The organism is Candidatus Pantoea edessiphila, from assembly GCF_002933345.1.
Lineage (GTDB): Bacteria > Pseudomonadota > Gammaproteobacteria > Enterobacterales > Enterobacteriaceae > Pantoea_C.
This window is the reverse complement of the sequence record NZ_PDKR01000002.1, coordinates 95,079-111,938: the sequence shown is the minus strand read 5'-3', so window position 1 is coordinate 111,938 and position 16,860 is coordinate 95,079. Positions and strand designations below refer to the sequence as shown.

Genomic DNA, 16,860 nt, shown 5'->3' with positions numbered 1-16,860 from the left:
ATTTTATGATTATATCAATAATATTTAATGAATAAAATTTTTAATTTGTTGAAATTATTTATTTTATGTTTACATTAGCAATTAATATATGATCAAGCAAATTTATTATTTATATAAATCAATTGATTATTATTATAATAATATAAAATATTTTTTAGATTAAATTAAAAATTTTTATTTTTATAAATTTATTAAGGATAATAATAAAATAACATATGTCTAATATATGTGATTTAAACAGACGTTATTACGAATTAATTGAATTACTAAAAAAAGATATACCACAAGTTGTTATTAGAGCTTTAAAAGAAGATTTAGGAGGACAAATTGATGTAAGTAACGACATTACTTCTAATTTATTACCAACAAATATTAAGGCATTTGCTCGGATTATAACTCGTGAAGTAGGAATTTTTTGTGGCAAACGTTGGGTAAAAGAAATATTTAATCAATTAAATCAAAATATAACTATAATTTGGCATGTAACAGATGGACAAAAAATAACACCAGGACAATTGCTATTTGAAATTGAAGGATCAGCACGTATACTTTTAACAGCTGAGCGTACTGTTTTAAATTTTATACAAACTTTATCCGGTATTTCAACTAAAGTTAGTTATTATGCTTCTTTATTAAAAAACAGTAGTACAAAGTTACTAGATACACGCAAAACTTTACCAGGATTACGTACTGCTTTAAAATATGCTGTAATATGTGGTGGAGGCATTAATCATCGTATTGGGTTATCAGATGCTTTTTTAATTAAAGAAAATCATATTATTGCGATTGGATCAATCAAAAAAGCTATTAAAAAAGCTATTTCAATATTTCCTGATAATCTGATAGAAATAGAAGTAGAGTCGATAGATGAATTAATTCAGGCTATAAATGCTGGAGCTCATATTGTAATGCTAGACAATTTTGGTTTAGAAGAAATACATCAAGCAGTAAAATTTAATAAAGGACGTGTAATTTTAGAAGTATCTGGCAATATTAATGATTTTTTTATAAAAAATATTGCCAAAAGTGGTGTAGATTATGTTTCAGTTGGTGATTTAACTAAAAATATATGTTCAATCGATATGTCAATGAGGATAAAAATAAAATAACAACTTATTTCTTAATTAAACTTTAAAAACTAATTTTCTAACAATTATTATTTGAACAAAAATCGCTTAATATAAGATAAAACGTTAATTTTTAATTTAGTGAAATTATATATTTGATTGCTATTATATTAAAATTGTTATTTGTTTAGTTCATGCTATGTTTTATTTATAAGTATTATTTAAATTTACTTAAAAGAGTTAATAAGTGAATAATGCTCCTTATGTAGTAGCGCTAACAGGTGGAATTGGTAGTGGTAAAACCACTATTGCAAGTATTTTTGCTAAATTTAATATCAATATTATAGATTCTGATTTAATTGCACGTAAAATAGTGCAACCAGGTTCATATACTTTAAAAACTATTATTAATCGTTATGGTAATTCAATCTTAACTAAAAAAGGTTGCCTTTTTCGATCTCGTTTACGTGAAATTATTTTTCAAAATGACAATGAAAGAAACTGGTTAAATAAAATTTTACATCCAATAATTGAAGAAAAAACTAAAAATCTAACAATAATATCAAAGTCTCCTTATGTTTTATGGGTGGTTCCTTTATTAATAGAAAACAAACTACAATATCAAGCTGATCGTATATTAGTAGTTAATATAAATAAGTCTATTCAATTTGAAAGAGTACGGACTCGTGACAATGTTTCTATAACACATATAGAAAAAATAATTTCAATACAAGCATCAGAAGAGCAACGGATTACTTTTGCCGATGATATTATAAATAACATTGGCACATTAGAAAATACGTTTTTGCAAGTTGCTAAATTACACCAATTTTACCTTAAGTTAGCAAAAATGAAACAGGAATAATCTCATGAGTACATCTGTGCTATTTGAACATCCGTTAAATGAGAAAATGAGAACATGGTTAAGAATAGAATTTCTTATCAATCAAATAGATGAAACTACTCCTATAGATAAAACCATAAATGCATTGATTTTCTTTAGGCTTATTGATGAACTGTTAGATATTTTTGAGCGTGGTGATATAAGAACTCAATTACTACATGAACTAGAACGTCAAAAACAAAAGTTACTTATGTGGTCTAATACACCAGGTGTTGATGTAGCAATTATTGATAGAATAAATCACAAATTAAAAATCCTATCAGATCAATTAATGAACTCACCAAAAATAGGCCAACAATTAAGAGAAGATCATTTAATTGGACTTGTACGTAAAAGATTAAATATTCCAGGTGGTTGCTGTAGTTTTGATTTACCAGGATTACATATTTGGTTACATTTTTTACAAGCAAAACGTAATAACCAAGTCAGATCATGGATTGAAACCTTATCACCAATTCATAAAACTTTATCTATAATTTTGAACTTAATTAGACAAGCGGGAACTTTTAGTACACAAACTAGCATAAATGGATTTTATCAAGATAATGCTATAGGAGCAGATTTACTACGCTTACAAATTGATATTAAAGATAATTTCATTTATCCAAAAATTTCAGGACATAAAAGTCGTTATTCTATCCGCTTTGTACCACTTAGTAAAGAACATGGAAAAATTCCGTTAAAGTTTAATTTTAAAATATCTTGTTGTTAGACATATTGAATAAAATATATTAAAGTATTAATTGCAAAAATTTTTAAATTAAAGCACCATGACAACGTTTGTATTTTTTACCAGAATTACACGGACAAGGGTCATTACGTCCGATTTTATAATTAATATCAATGTCTTTTATTGAAAGATTTTCTTCATCTAATGACAATTTAAACTTGCTTAATTTACTAATTACTTCATATTTTATATTTTCTAGCATTGAAGTAAACATTAAGAAAGACTCACGTTTATATTCTTGTTTAGGATCTTTCTGTGCATATCCTCTAAGATGAATTCCTTGACGTAGGTAATCCATAGCTGCCAAATGATCTTTCCACATTGAATCTAAAGTATGTAACATTATTTTTTTTTCTGTGTTACGCATCATCACTAGGCCTATTTCTTCTTCTTTTTTCTTATAATGTTCTTCTGCTTTTGTATTAATATAATTAAATAAGATACTTTCTTCCATTTTTAGTTTTTTGTTTTTATTAAACCATTCTGTAAGGTTAATATATAAATCAAAATCACTAACTAAAAGCTCATCTAATATAGAAATATCCCAACTATCTTCTAGTTGTGTAATTATATAGTCTTTAACTATTGTTTTATAAACGTCTGTATGGATGTTTTTAATGGTTTTACTTATATCACAAACATCTAGAATATTATTACGTTGTTCATAAAAAACACATCTTTGTTCATTTGTTACATCATCATATTCAAGTAGCTGTTTACGAATATCAAAATTACGATTTTCAACTTTACGTTGAGCGTTTGCAATTGCTTTTGTAATCCATGGATGCTCAATTGCTTCTCCTTTTTGTATTCCTAATTTACGCATTATTATAGAAATGCGATCTGATGCAAAAATTCGCATTAGTGTATCTTCCATTGATAGATAAAAACGAGAAGATCCAGCATCCCCTTGACGACCAGCACGCCCACGTAATTGATTGTCTATACGACGAGATTCATGACGTTCAGTCCCTATAACATGTAACCCTCCAGAAGATATAACATAATCATGACGTGTTTTCCAAGATGATTTTATTTCTTCAACTTTGTTTTTAGAAAATTCCTTTGTTTTAGATATTTCTGTACGCCAATTACCACCTAGTACAATATCAGTACCACGACCAGCCATATTAGTAGCTATAGTTACTGTTCCAGGTCTACCGGCTTGTGCAATAATATCTGCTTCGTGTGCATGAAATTTAGCATTAAGTACACTATGTTTAATACCAGCTTTTCTTAATTTGTTTGATATTATTTCAGATTTTTCAATTGAGATAGTACCTACTAACACCGGTTGTTTACGTTCTATACATTTACGAATATCCTCAATAATAGCATTTATCTTTTCTTTCTCACTTATATAAATTAGATCAGGTAGGTCTTGTCGTATCATTGGTCGATTAGTTGGAATTACCACTGTATTTAGCCTATATATAGAATTAAATTCAAATGATTCTGTTTCGGCAGTACCAGTCATACCAGCTAATTTATCATAAATACGAAAGTAATTTTGGAAAGTAATTGATGCTAAAGTACGATTTTCATTTTGTATTGTAACATTTTCTTTTGCTTCTATAGCTTGATGCAGACCATCAGACCAACGACGACCTTGCATAATACGACCAGTATGTTCGTCGACAATGAGTACTTCATCATTCCTTACAATGTAATCAACATCTTTAATAAATAATATATGGGCGCGTAAAGCAACATTCACATGATGCATTAGTATTATATTAGTTGAAGAATAAAGTGATTCTCCAGGCTTTATAATATTTTTATTAAATAATAGTTCTTCTATTTTAATCAAACCGCGTTCAGATATGTGCACTTGCTTCATTTTTTCATCGATCCAAAAATCACCTTCTCCTTGAAAGGTATCTGAATCTTCTTTGTCTTGACGTATTAAATAGGGCACTATTTTATTGATTTTAATGTATAAGTCAGAGCTATTTTCTGAAGGACCTGAAATAATTAAAGGTGTACGTGCTTCATCAATTAAAATAGAATCAACTTCATCAACGATTGCATAATTTAATTTTCTTTGTACCCGTTCTTCTGGGAGAATTGCCATGTTATCACGTAAGTAATCAAATCCATATTCATTATTTGTACCATAAGTGATATCAGCAGCATAAGCTAATTTTTTATTCGGTATAGACATTCCTGGTAAATTAACACCAACAGTTAACCCTAAAAATTCAAATAAGGGAGTATTATTATCTGCATCTCTTCTAGCTAAATAATCATTAACAGTGACTATATGAACTCCTAATCCTGTCAAAGCATTTAAATAGGCAGGTAAAGTTGCTGTTAATGTTTTACCTTCTCCAGTGCGCATTTCAGCAATACAACAGTTGTTTAATACTAGACCGCCAATGATTTGTACATCAAATTGACGCATCCCAAATATTCGTTTACTAGCTTCTCGTACTGTTGCAAATGCTTCTGGAATTAAATTGTCTAGTTTTTCTCCTTCTTTTAATCTTGCTCGGAAAATTTCCGTTTTATTTTTAAGATCATCATTAGATAATTTTTCAAATTCAGGTTCTAATCTGTTAATATTTTCTACTATTTTATGTAATTGGAGAAGAACGCGATCATTATTATTAATGAAAAATTTAGTTACCCATTTTATTAAATTCATAAATTTATTCTCATATTTAATTTAATCTTTGATAATTATAGTAATAATCATAAGATTAAAATTATATAAAATAGCTAAAATAAACATTATTAAATTAGTTAAATATCATTTTATGCCATAATATATAGTAAATTAATCAATTTAATAAATTATTAAAATCTAACCATAATTAATGGTTATTATTAAACATGAAGTTAATTAATTTTACTAAGCACAAAATAAAAATCAGTTAAATATCTTTAATAAAATTCTATTTAATACATATATTATTCAAATTACTTAATTCTAATTACTAAAAAAGATAGATCAACAAATTTAATTAACTGTTTTATAAAAATCAATTTATATCCCATGATTCTTAGATAATTTTTTATTCTAGGAAATTTATTAAAAATAAATAATATCCACAAATAAGGAAAATAATTTCAATAAACTAATAAAAACATATAATAAAGTTCGGTATTACTAAAAAACTTATTTCTAAAAATATTTTTATTTAATTTAATAAAATTATTGCATAATAAAACGTTTGTAAATTATGTGATTATTAAATTTGTTTTTTAATGTTTTTATCAGTAAAATACTAAATAACATATAATATTTATTAAATATTAAAATACCTTAAAATAATTATCTTTAATACTTGTTTCATAATCACTTATTAAGTTATAAATAAAAATTCTAATATTTAGTATCTAATCACGTTATTTAGTAAATAAGATATGCATTAATTAAATTAATAATTACTAAGTTCAGTAATTAAATTGTATAAATTAATATATAGCTTTTTATTGGATTTCAAAGTAATTATTATTCATATGTTTTATCTTAATTTAAAAAAACGACATAATATTCATGATTAACTACAGTAAAATATATGATTAAGACTATTTTAAGCAAAATTAAATTTTAATATACTCATTTATTGTAACTATTTTTTAATAATATTTAGTATTATTTAATATTATTATTGTAATAAATATTAGATATTGATTATTCAAGATAATTTTTATTTAATCAGCCTGTTTGCGTAAAAAAGCTGGAATATCTAAATAATCAGGTTCCTTATTTATTTTTTGTATTTGATTAAATAACTTAGCAGATTTTTGTTCTTTTTGCATTAATGAAATTTCATTTTGTTGATAACGACAATCTATAATTGGTTGATTTGATGATTTATTAGACAATACTTTAACATCTTGATTTTTATCATTTCCAATACCTGTGGCAACCACAGTAACACGTAATTCATCATTCATTTCTGCATCTAAGGAAGTCCCAATAACAACAGTTGCATTATCAGAAGCAAAAGCACGAATAGTATTGCCAACAGTTTCAAATTCATCTAAACGCAAATCAAATCCGGCAGTAATATTAACCAACACTCCTCGTGCACCAGATAAATCAATATCTTCTAGTAACGGACTGGAAATAGCTATTTCAGCAGCATCTTCAGCTCGGTCTTCTCCACAAGCTATGCCAGAACCCATCATTGCGTATCCCATTTCTGACATCACAGTACGTACATCAGCGAAATCAACATTAATTAAACCAGGACGAGTAATAAGTTCCGCTATACCTTGAACTGCACCCTTAAGTACATCATTAGCTGCACCAAATGCATCTAGTAATGAAATACCGCGACCTAACACTTTTAGTAATTTATCATTAGGAATTATGATTAAAGAATCAACATACTTAGATAACTCTGCTATACCCTTTTCAGCAAAAGACATGCGTTTTTTACCTTCAAAATTAAATGGCTTAGTAACAACTGATACAGTTAAAATTCCTAAGTCTTTCGCTAATTCTGCTACTACAGGTGCAGCACCTGTTCCAGTACCACCACCCATTCCAGCTGTAATAAATATCATATCTGCACCTTCTAAAGATGATCTTAGTGAATCACGATCTTCTTCAGCTGCATTACGACCTATTTCTGGATTTGCACCAGCCCCTAAGCCTTTTGTAATTTTATTCCCAATCTGTATAGTTTTCCCCACTGCTGCTTTTCTTAATGCTTGTGCATCAGTGTTTATAATAAAAAATTCTACTCCTTCAATGCGTTCACGTACCATATGTTCTACAGCATTGCCACCACCACCACCTACACCTATAACTTTTATTATTGCATCGTTATTTAATTCAATAGATTCTAACATTGTTTTCTCCTGAATGGATCTATTTCTTATTAAGTAAAATTACTTATAAAAATTTAAATTTTTTATAAAAATAAAGATGTAATTTAATTAAAATAAAATCAACCATGTTAATATTTGTAATATTAAAATATGAAATTACAATACTTAATTACTGATATTCGTTACATTAATTAGCTAATTCCAAAATCTTAATAACTAATTTTGAAAACGATATTCCTGCTTGTTCGGCAGCCAAAGGAATTAAGCTATGATCAGTCATACCAGGGGAAGTGTTGACTTCTAGTAAATAAAATTCTCCATTAATATCTGTCATCACATCTATACGACCGCAACCTTTACATCCTAAAACATGCCAAGCCGATAATACTAACTTCTGTAAGTTTATTTTTTGTTTATTACTTAGTTTATTAGAAAAACAATATTGAGTATTATTAGAAAAATACTTATCCTGATAATTATAAAAATTACTACTAGTTTTTATTTGTATTAAAGGTAAAATTTTATCTCCTAAAATACCGACAGAATATTCTTCTCCAACTATAAATTGTTCAATTATTATATCCTTATCGTAATTAAACGCAATTTCTAACGCTTTTGGTAACTCATTTATTGTATTTACTTTACTGATACCTATGCTAGATCCCTCTCGATTTGGCTTAACTAACAGAGGTAAACCTAAAATTGAAATAGCATGCTTAATTTTTTTATTTAATTCATCTGATACTTGATCATATGTTAACCAGATAAAATTACTGGACTTTAATCCATACCCTTTCCATATTAATTTAGTTCTAATTTTATCTATAGAAATAGATGAGGCCATAACTCCACTTCCAGTATATGGTAGATTTAAAAAATCTAAAATTGCTTGTACTGTACCGTCTTCACCACCACGACCATGTAATGCAATAAATACTTGATTAAATCCTTCTCGTTTAAGATCTAATATAGAATATTTTTTTGTATCAATAGCGAAAGCATTTTTATTTTCTTTATGTAGACTAGCTAAAATTGCATTTCCTGACATTAAAGAAATTTCACGTTCTGATGAATTACCTCCCATTAATATTGCTATTTTTTTGTTATTATTCATAATATTTTTTTATTTAATCTGTTGGTATTAACTTAAAATTAGCAAGATTGATAGCAATATTACCAATATTGCCAGCTCCTTGAGTTAAAATCACATCATTACCAGAAATGAATGATGCTATAGTTTTTGATATCAAATTATGTTCTTTTATTAAAATTGGATTTCTTTTCCCATAACTACGAATTATATTGCAAAGTGAATCACTGTCAGCGCCAGAAATTATCATTTCTCCTGCTGAATAAACATCTAACATTAATAATATATCCACTTTTGATAATACATAAGCAAAATCATTCAACATATCACGAGTACGCGTATATCTATGTGGTTGAAAAAGCATTATTAATTTTCTTTTCGGCCAACCTGATCTAATAGATTTAATTGTTACATCAATTTCAGTAGGATGATGACCATAATCATCTATTAGTATAGCGTTTCCAATATTACCATTTATAGGTTGTGTTGGAAATTTACCTAAAATTTCAAAACGTCTTTTAGTTCCTTTAAAGCTTTTTAAAGAATTAACAATATGTTCTTCATTAATTCCTTCTTCATAAGCTACTGCTATAGCAGCTGCAGCATTTAGTGCATTATGATGTCCTGGAATATTTAACACTATTTTTAAACATAAATAATTTTTTATTTTTAACTTAAAATAGCTTTTATGACCATGTTGTACATAGTTTTTAATTATTAAATCAGCATCTTCGCTAAAACCATATGTAATAATTTTTCGATTTATATAAGGTATCAAATTACGAATAACCATATCGTCTATACAGATAACTGTATAGCCATAAAAAGGTAAATTATGTAAGAAATTGATAAAAGTTTTCTTAAGATTCTCAAGCTTGCCCTTGTATGTATCCATATGGTCACACTCAATATTTGTTATAATAGCAACTATTGGTTTTAGATATAAAAATGATGCATCGCTTTCATCTGCTTCGGTAATAAAATAATTACTACTACCTAAATGTGCTTGAGTACCTTTTATATTTACTATTTCAGCATTTATGAATGTTGGATCTAAACCACTGTTAATATATATAGTTGATAAGATAGCAGTAGTAGTAGTTTTGCCATGAGTACCAGAAATGGCTATTCCATAACGAAAACGCATTAATTCGGCTAACATTTCAGCTCGATTTATTATAGGAATATTTTTTTTTCTTGCAGATATTAACTCTGAATTATTATGTGATATAGCACTGGAAACAACTATAACATTAGCATTGTTTATATTTTCAGGATAGTGATTAAGATAAATCTTTGCACCTAATTGAGATAGATTTTGAGTAATTAAGTTAGAAACAATATCAGATCCACTAACATAATATCCTAAATTAATTAATATTTCAGCTATTCCACCCATACCACAACCACCAATACCTATTAAGTGAATGTGTCTAATTTGGTTCATTTTGGGTATAGTATAATTTACTTTTAATAATTTTATTTTATCCATTCTTATAAATAATCTTTTTGCTTTAAATTAAATAATAAAAGAAAATAAATTTTATTTATTAGATACAATATCAACTATTTCTTTAGATATACGTTCAGTTGCTTTGCAATTTGCCAACCGTCTTGCTTTTTTAGCCATTTCAAGCAAGATTGATCTATCCCAAAAAAGAAGTATTTTTACTATATTTGCAACAGTAAATTCTTTAGGTTCAAATATTTTAGCAGCACCTATTCGTACAAGATGTAAAGCATTCAAATATTGTTGACGATCTTTATGTTGGAATGGTATAAAAATAGCTGCTAATCCTACAGCTGAAATTTCGCTAACTGTTAGGGCACCTGATCTACAAATAATTATATCTGCCCATGAATAAGCAAAGAAAATATCATTTATGAATTCAGTTATAATATGTTGATTTTGACCTGAATTAAAATAAGATTTTTTAACTTCTTGTTGTTTATTTTTTCCAGTTTGATGCCATACAATAATTTTTTTATTTAGATAAAATGCGACTTTTGGTAAAATATTATTGATAATTTCTGCTCCCTGACTACCACCTATTACCAAAACCCTTAAAGGACCAGTACGGCCTATAAAACGTTCAGTTGGTAAAGCTACTTTCGATATATCTTTACGGATAGGGTTGCCAACTACATTTGTATTAGGAAAAGCACCAGGAAAACCTTGTAATACTTTAGTAGCAATTTTTGATAACCACTTATTAGTCAAACCAGCAATACTATTTTGTTCATGCAATAATAAAGGAATACCATAACTCCAAGCAGCTAATGAACCAGGACCTGAAACGTAACCACCCATACCTATGACCACATCAGGTTTATATAGTTTAAGAATTTTTCTTGACTGAAGAAATGCATTTAAAATAGATATAGGAGCTAATAATTGGGTTGTGATTCCTTTTCCACGTAGCGCATTTATTTTAATAAAATAGATTTTAATATCATATTGAGGAACTATATTACTTTCCATATTGTTAGCAGTTCCTAGCCAACATACATTCCAACTTAATTTTTTTATCATATAATCAGCAATAGCTAATCCTGGAAAAATATGTCCTCCAGTACCTCCTGCTATAATCATTAACTTTTTATTCATTTATTAACCTCAAATAATTATTTAGTCTTTTTTGCTATTTAAAAATATTTTTAATTGACTATTAAATTATTCGGAACTCATATCATATATGATCTTATTTATACTAAATTAAGATTAATTTAGTAAAATTATTTAATATCTATTTCATAGAATATGTTTCAATAAACATGATAAAGTTACTTTACATGTATATTTTAAATAATATATTGATTAACATCAATCTATTAATTTAAATTATTAATATGTTATCAAACATTATAATTGTAGTACTAAAATATAATTGTGTAATTAATAATGTATGAGAAATATATTCTTGTATCCATAAAATAAATAACTTATTTATTATTTATATAATTTTCGTTAGATAAAATAATCTAATTATTGACTATTTTTTTTACTAATTTAATAAACGTATCACCACGGTGCTCAAAATTATCAAACTGATCAAAACTAGCACATGCAGGCGATAAAAGTACTACATCACCAGGTCTAGCTAAAATGGTTATTTGTTTTACTGCCTGTTGCATTGTTTCAGTAAGTGTTGATATATTAGGATATAGATTAGCTATCTTATTACCATCTCGACCAAAACAAAAAATTTTAATATTTCTGTTAAATATATAGGGCATTAATAAAGAAAAATCAGCATTTTTACTATCGCCACCAAGTAGTAGCCATAATGTAAATCTGTAATAATCTAATTTTAGACTGCATAACGCAGCTTCAGTACTTTTAATATTAGTTGCTTTAGAATCATTAATCCAACTAATGTTATTATGTTTGCATATCAACTGAAAACGATGTTTTAAACCTATAAAAGAAACTAATGCCGATAAACTAGAATTATATGGAAATCCGATTGAACCTGCTAAAGCTAACGCTGATAATGCATTAATATGATTGTGTTGTCCTAATATTTTCATTTCTTCAGTATTAAAGATATCATCATAAAACATACTTTTTATCCATACCTTCCCATTTTTATTAATAAGATGATAATCACCTTTTTTAACACCAAAACTAATAAAATTTTGAGTCTTACTAAGTATAGGAACGGTCAATAAATCATCTTTATTAATTACACAAGATAAAGCATTTTTATAAATACGCATCTTGGTATCTTGATATTGTTTTAGTCCTAATGGATATCGATTTAAATGATCCTCTGATATATTTAATACAGTAGCTACACTAGCCTGCAAACTATTAGTAACTTCTAATTGAAAACTAGATATTTCTAAAATATATAATTGCTTTATAGGCATTTTTAATAATTTAAGTACAGGAAAACCAATATTACCTCCTACACCTACTTCATAACCTGATTTTTTTGCCATTTCCTTTACTAAAGCAGTAACAGTGCTTTTACCGTTTGATCCTGTAATTGCTATTATAGGAACATTTAATTCCCGACAGAATAATTCTATATCACCAACAATATCTATCCCTTTATAAATTGCTTGTTGTAAATCTGGATGCGCTAAACTTACTCCTGGACTAATAACTATCAAATCAGCTTTTAATAACCAATCAGTATTAAATCCTCCCAAATGTGATTCAATATATTTAGGTACCATTTTGAATTTATGAGGAGATATATTAGTATCAATTACACGAGGTATAACTCCTTTTGTTAAGAAAAAATCAATACATGAAAGTCCAGTTATACCTAATCCAACTATAACAACTTTTTTATCTTTATAATCAACCATAATTAACGCATCTTTAGTGTAACTATACCCAATAAAAATAATATTAAAGAAATAATCCAAAAAGATAAAATAATAAGGGGTTCCGGCCATCCTTTTAATTCATAGTGATGGTGAATAGGAGTCATAAGAAAAACTCTATAACCCAATAATTTAAATGAACTTACTTGTAAGATAACTGAACATGCTTCAATTACAAATATGCCTCCCATTATAAATAATAATAGTTCTTGACGTAATAAAACTGCGATAGTACCCAGCGCTCCACCAATTGCCAAAGAACCAACATCACCCATAAAAACTTTTGCTGGATAAATATTAAAATACAAAAACCCAACACTCGAACCAATAATTGCGGTACAAAAAGTTACTAACTCATTAGTATTTTCTATATAAGGAAGATGTAAACAATGAGCGAATATTGCGTTACTTGTTAACAAAGATACTATAGCAAAACCTGCTGATATAAAGATAGTTGGAACAATTACTAAACCATCTAAACCATCAGTTAAGTTGACTGCATTACCTGTTCCAACTATAACAATATAAGCTAACCCTACATATAGTATTCCTAATTGTGGCATATAACGAAAAAAAGGGATTACTAATTGAGTTAAAGGAGTATTTTTACCAGCAAAATATAATAGAAGTACAATAATTATTGAAATAATAGACATCCAAAAATATTTCCATCTAGCTAATAAACCTCTTGAATTTCCGTGAATTACCTTAAGATAATCATCTACAAAACCAATAATGCCAAAACCAATAAATATTATAAGCAAATACCAAATATAAATGTTAGATAAACATGACCACATCAATACTGAGATTATAACTGCAGTTATAATCATAAGGCCACCCATTGTTGGCGTACCATGCTTGTTAAAATGGGATTTGGGACCATCATCACGTACCATTTGATTAATTCGTAATTTTTTTAACCAAATAATTAAATTTTGTCCCATATAAAGTGAAATAAACAAAGCAGTTAATAAACTATTAACGGCTCTAAATATTAAATATGAAAGAATATCTAAACCAGAGTAATATTTATTTATGTAGTTAAATAGAAAAACAATCATATTTTTTGTTCTGTAATAAACCTTCAACTACTTTTTCCATAGCTGAGCTTCTTGAACCCTTAATTAATATAGTTATTTTTGTATGCTCAAGTAATAATAATTCTAATCGTTTAATTAATAAGTTTTTGTTTTTAAAATGCTCACCTTTTTTGCTATACTTACCAACTAAAAAACTTAGATTTCCTATACTAATGACTAGATCTATGGCTTTATTTCTTATATAAATTCCCAATTCACGATGAAGTTGTTTGCTGTCTTTACCTAATTCGGCCATATCAGCAACGACCATTACACGATAACCAGGCATCAATGATAATACTTCTATTGCAGCTTCCATTGAAGCCACATTAGCATTATAACTGTCATCTAACACTATTTGATGTTTTGATAAGTAAATAGGAAATAATCTTCCAGGAAGAGCATGAAACTTACTTAGACCATTATTAACAGCCTTCAATGGAATTCCTACAGAAAGTGATAATGCTGCAGCAGCTAATGCATTATAAATATTATGTTTTCCTGTTAATTTAATAAACGATTGGATTATACCATAAGGTGTTTGCATAAAAAAACTAGTATTAGTTTGGTTTATTTTTATATTATAAGCAAAAAAATTACTATTGTTATTTTTGAGAGAAAAACTCCATACTGTTCTTTCATTTAAATGATTTTTCCAATTTAACCAATCATTGCTATCAGCATTAATAATAGCAATTCCTTTAGGTGGCAAATTATTAAAAATCTCACCTTTTGCTTTTGCAATGTTACTTAAAGATCCAAAACCTTCAAGATGAGCTAATGAAATATTATTTACTAATGCATTTTCAGGACTTATCAACTTAGTCATATAATCAATTTCACCTAAATTGCTTGCTCCTATTTCAATAACTACATATTTGTGTTCTTTTGTAAGTTCTGATAATGTGATAGGAACTCCAAGTTTATTATTTAAATTGTTTTTATTGCATAAAGTCTTTCCACACTCCCTAAAGATAGAAGCAGTAATTTCTTTAACAGAAGTTTTTCCTGAAGATCCAGTCAACGCAACAACACGTGCACTGACTTGTTTTCTTACCCAAGATGATAATGCACCTAAAGCTAAACTAGTATCTTGCACTATTATTTGAGGAACAGATATAGGAAGATATCTACTAATTAATAAAGCTTTTGCACCATTATTGACTGCATCAACAGCGAAATTATGAGCGTCAAAACGTTTACCAATAATAGCAATGAACAAGGTATTTGATTTTACATTTCTTGAATCTATAGAAATATTATTTAATAATAAATCATTTCCATGAAGTTTACCGTTAATTATTTCAGATAACTCACTTAAAGAAAATGTAATCATATTATATTTCTAGTAAAGATTTAACAATAGCACAATCTGAATATGGAATATAATTATTACCAATAATTTGATAGTCTTCATGGCCTTTTCCTGCGATTAAAATTAAGTCATTAAGTTGAGCTTCTTTAATAGATTTATTGATTGCCTTTGTTCTTTTATCTATTACATGAACAAAATTTAAGTCTGTAAAACCACTTAATATGTTGTTATTAATCTCAGTTTGACTTTCATTACGAGGATTATCTTCAGTAATGATAACTATATCAGCAAGTTTTTCAGCTATTGATGCCATAATTGGTCTTTTATTTCTATCGCGTTCACCACCACATCCAAATATACACCATAGTTTACCTTTACAATATTGACGTGCCGTTATTAAGGCTTGTTTTAGTGCTGCGGGAGTGTGAGCATAATCTACTATTATTTTGGGTTTGCCTTTTTTAACAAATAATTCCATACGACCACTTACCGGTCGTAATTTAGAGGAAACATCTAATAGTGAACTTAATGAGTAATTAAGAGTTAATAAAGTTGTCAAAGCAAGCAGTAAATTACTAATATTAAAATCACCAATTAAATTACTAGTTATTTTTCCACAACCCCAACTTGAATTAAAATAAATATTTACTCCTAATCTAAAAAAATCTAATCTTGTAGCTTTTAACCAACGTCTATTAAGATTTATTTCATAATTTTTTTGATCTAAACTTACTGAAACTGCGTTTGGAAGTTTAGTTAACCATTTAAAACCAATTGCATCATCAGCATTAATTATAATTTGATTTACTATATGCTTAGAAAAAAAAGACCATTTAGCAGATTCATAAATATCCATTTCATTATGATAATCAAGATGATCATGACTTAAGTTAGTAAATACACCAGCAGAAAAAGTTATATCAGCTACACGATGTTGCACTAAAGCATGTGAAGATATTTCTATTGCTGTTGTATTTATATTATTATTATCTAAAATATGTAAAATTCTTTGCATATCAATTGCAGACTCTGTTGTATTTTTTGTTTTTTGTAAATTTTCAAGCAATCCATAGCCCATAGTTCCTATTATTGCACTATTTTTACCAAGTAATTTTACCCATTGTGCTAATAGTTGAGTAATAGTAGTTTTACCATTTGTTCCTGTTACTCCAATAATAGTTTGATTTTTACCTGGATGTTTATAAAATATTTTAGCTAAAGTTGATAGCTTTTTATTCAGTTCTAATAAATAAATAATAGGAATACCGCATATTGAACTAATTTGTCCATGAGGATACTTGCCAGTAGATTCTGCTATTACAGCAATAGCACCGTTACTAATTGCTTCTGAAATAAAATTTCTTCCGTCTTTAAAATGTCCTAAAATAGCAACAAATAAATCCCCTTTTATTACTTGACGACTATCCAATTGTATATTATTGAAAAAACATGTTGGTGCATTAGGAATCCATGGACTTAGTAAGAAACGAAGATTGTTAGTTTTTTTCAATGATTATCTCATTTGTCATTAAATATTTAATTTAAT

Annotated in this window: 12 protein-coding genes; 3 read left to right on the top strand and 9 right to left on the bottom strand. The window is 27.4% G+C overall.

Features of this window, described 5'->3' with window-relative positions; all coding sequences use genetic code 11:
* Positions 1 to 215: 215 nt before the first annotated feature.
* From nadC to zapD, 3 genes are all read left to right on the top strand, one after another.
* A complete protein-coding gene (gene nadC, locus CRV09_RS02150) occupies positions 216 to 1,109 on the top strand; it encodes a carboxylating nicotinate-nucleotide diphosphorylase (protein ID WP_136132495.1) in 894 nt (297 codons plus the stop codon).
* Between the two features lie 205 nt (positions 1,110 to 1,314).
* Positions 1,315 to 1,932, top strand: a complete 618-nt coding sequence (gene coaE, locus CRV09_RS02145) for a dephospho-CoA kinase (RefSeq protein WP_136132494.1) — start codon at positions 1,315 to 1,317, stop codon at positions 1,930 to 1,932.
* Between the two features lie 4 nt (positions 1,933 to 1,936).
* On the top strand, positions 1,937 to 2,683 hold the full coding sequence (gene zapD, locus CRV09_RS02140) for a cell division protein ZapD (RefSeq protein ID WP_136132493.1): 747 nt from the start codon (positions 1,937 to 1,939) through the stop codon (positions 2,681 to 2,683).
* A 43-nt stretch (positions 2,684 to 2,726) separates the two neighbouring features.
* Here the strand turns inward: zapD and secA are convergent, their stop codons facing one another.
* The 9 genes from secA to murE all read right to left on the bottom strand — a co-directional run bounded on the left by secA (position 2,727) and on the right by murE (position 16,824).
* Positions 2,727 to 5,348: a preprotein translocase subunit SecA gene (secA, locus tag CRV09_RS02135; protein ID WP_136132492.1), complete on the bottom strand. Its 2,622-nt coding sequence runs from the start codon at positions 5,346 to 5,348 to the stop codon at positions 2,727 to 2,729.
* Between the two features lie 1,013 nt (positions 5,349 to 6,361).
* Positions 6,362 to 7,510, bottom strand: a complete 1,149-nt coding sequence (ftsZ, locus tag CRV09_RS02130) for a cell division protein FtsZ (RefSeq protein WP_136132491.1) — start codon at positions 7,508 to 7,510, stop codon at positions 6,362 to 6,364.
* A gap of 166 nt (positions 7,511 to 7,676) precedes the next feature.
* A complete protein-coding gene (locus CRV09_RS02125; RefSeq protein ID WP_136132490.1) occupies positions 7,677 to 8,603 on the bottom strand; it encodes a D-alanine--D-alanine ligase in 927 nt (308 codons plus the stop codon).
* 13 nt (positions 8,604 to 8,616) lie between these two features.
* Positions 8,617 to 10,071 (bottom strand): UDP-N-acetylmuramate--L-alanine ligase, encoded by a 1,455-nt coding sequence (gene murC / locus CRV09_RS02120; RefSeq protein WP_136132489.1) that lies wholly within the window; start codon positions 10,069 to 10,071, stop codon positions 8,617 to 8,619.
* A gap of 51 nt (positions 10,072 to 10,122) precedes the next feature.
* The gene (gene murG / locus CRV09_RS02115; protein WP_136132488.1) at positions 10,123 to 11,187 is read right to left on the bottom strand and encodes an undecaprenyldiphospho-muramoylpentapeptide beta-N-acetylglucosaminyltransferase; all 1,065 of its coding nucleotides are present in this window, start codon (positions 11,185 to 11,187) and stop codon (positions 10,123 to 10,125) included.
* Positions 11,188 to 11,561: 374 nt separating this feature from the next.
* Positions 11,562 to 12,899, bottom strand: a complete 1,338-nt coding sequence (gene murD, locus CRV09_RS02110; protein WP_136132487.1) for a UDP-N-acetylmuramoyl-L-alanine--D-glutamate ligase — start codon at positions 12,897 to 12,899, stop codon at positions 11,562 to 11,564.
* 2 nt (positions 12,900 to 12,901) lie between these two features.
* Positions 12,902 to 13,981 (bottom strand): phospho-N-acetylmuramoyl-pentapeptide-transferase, encoded by a 1,080-nt coding sequence (gene mraY / locus CRV09_RS02105; RefSeq protein ID WP_136132486.1) that lies wholly within the window; start codon positions 13,979 to 13,981, stop codon positions 12,902 to 12,904.
* Complete coding sequence (gene murF, locus CRV09_RS02100; protein WP_136132485.1) at positions 13,962 to 15,335, bottom strand: UDP-N-acetylmuramoyl-tripeptide--D-alanyl-D-alanine ligase; 1,374 nt, start codon at positions 15,333 to 15,335, stop codon at positions 13,962 to 13,964. Before murF ends, mraY begins: the two co-directional genes overlap by 20 nt.
* Before the next feature lies 1 nt (position 15,336).
* A complete protein-coding gene (gene murE / locus CRV09_RS02095; protein WP_136132484.1) occupies positions 15,337 to 16,824 on the bottom strand; it encodes a UDP-N-acetylmuramoyl-L-alanyl-D-glutamate--2,6-diaminopimelate ligase in 1,488 nt (495 codons plus the stop codon).
* Positions 16,825 to 16,860: the final 36 nt, after the last annotated feature.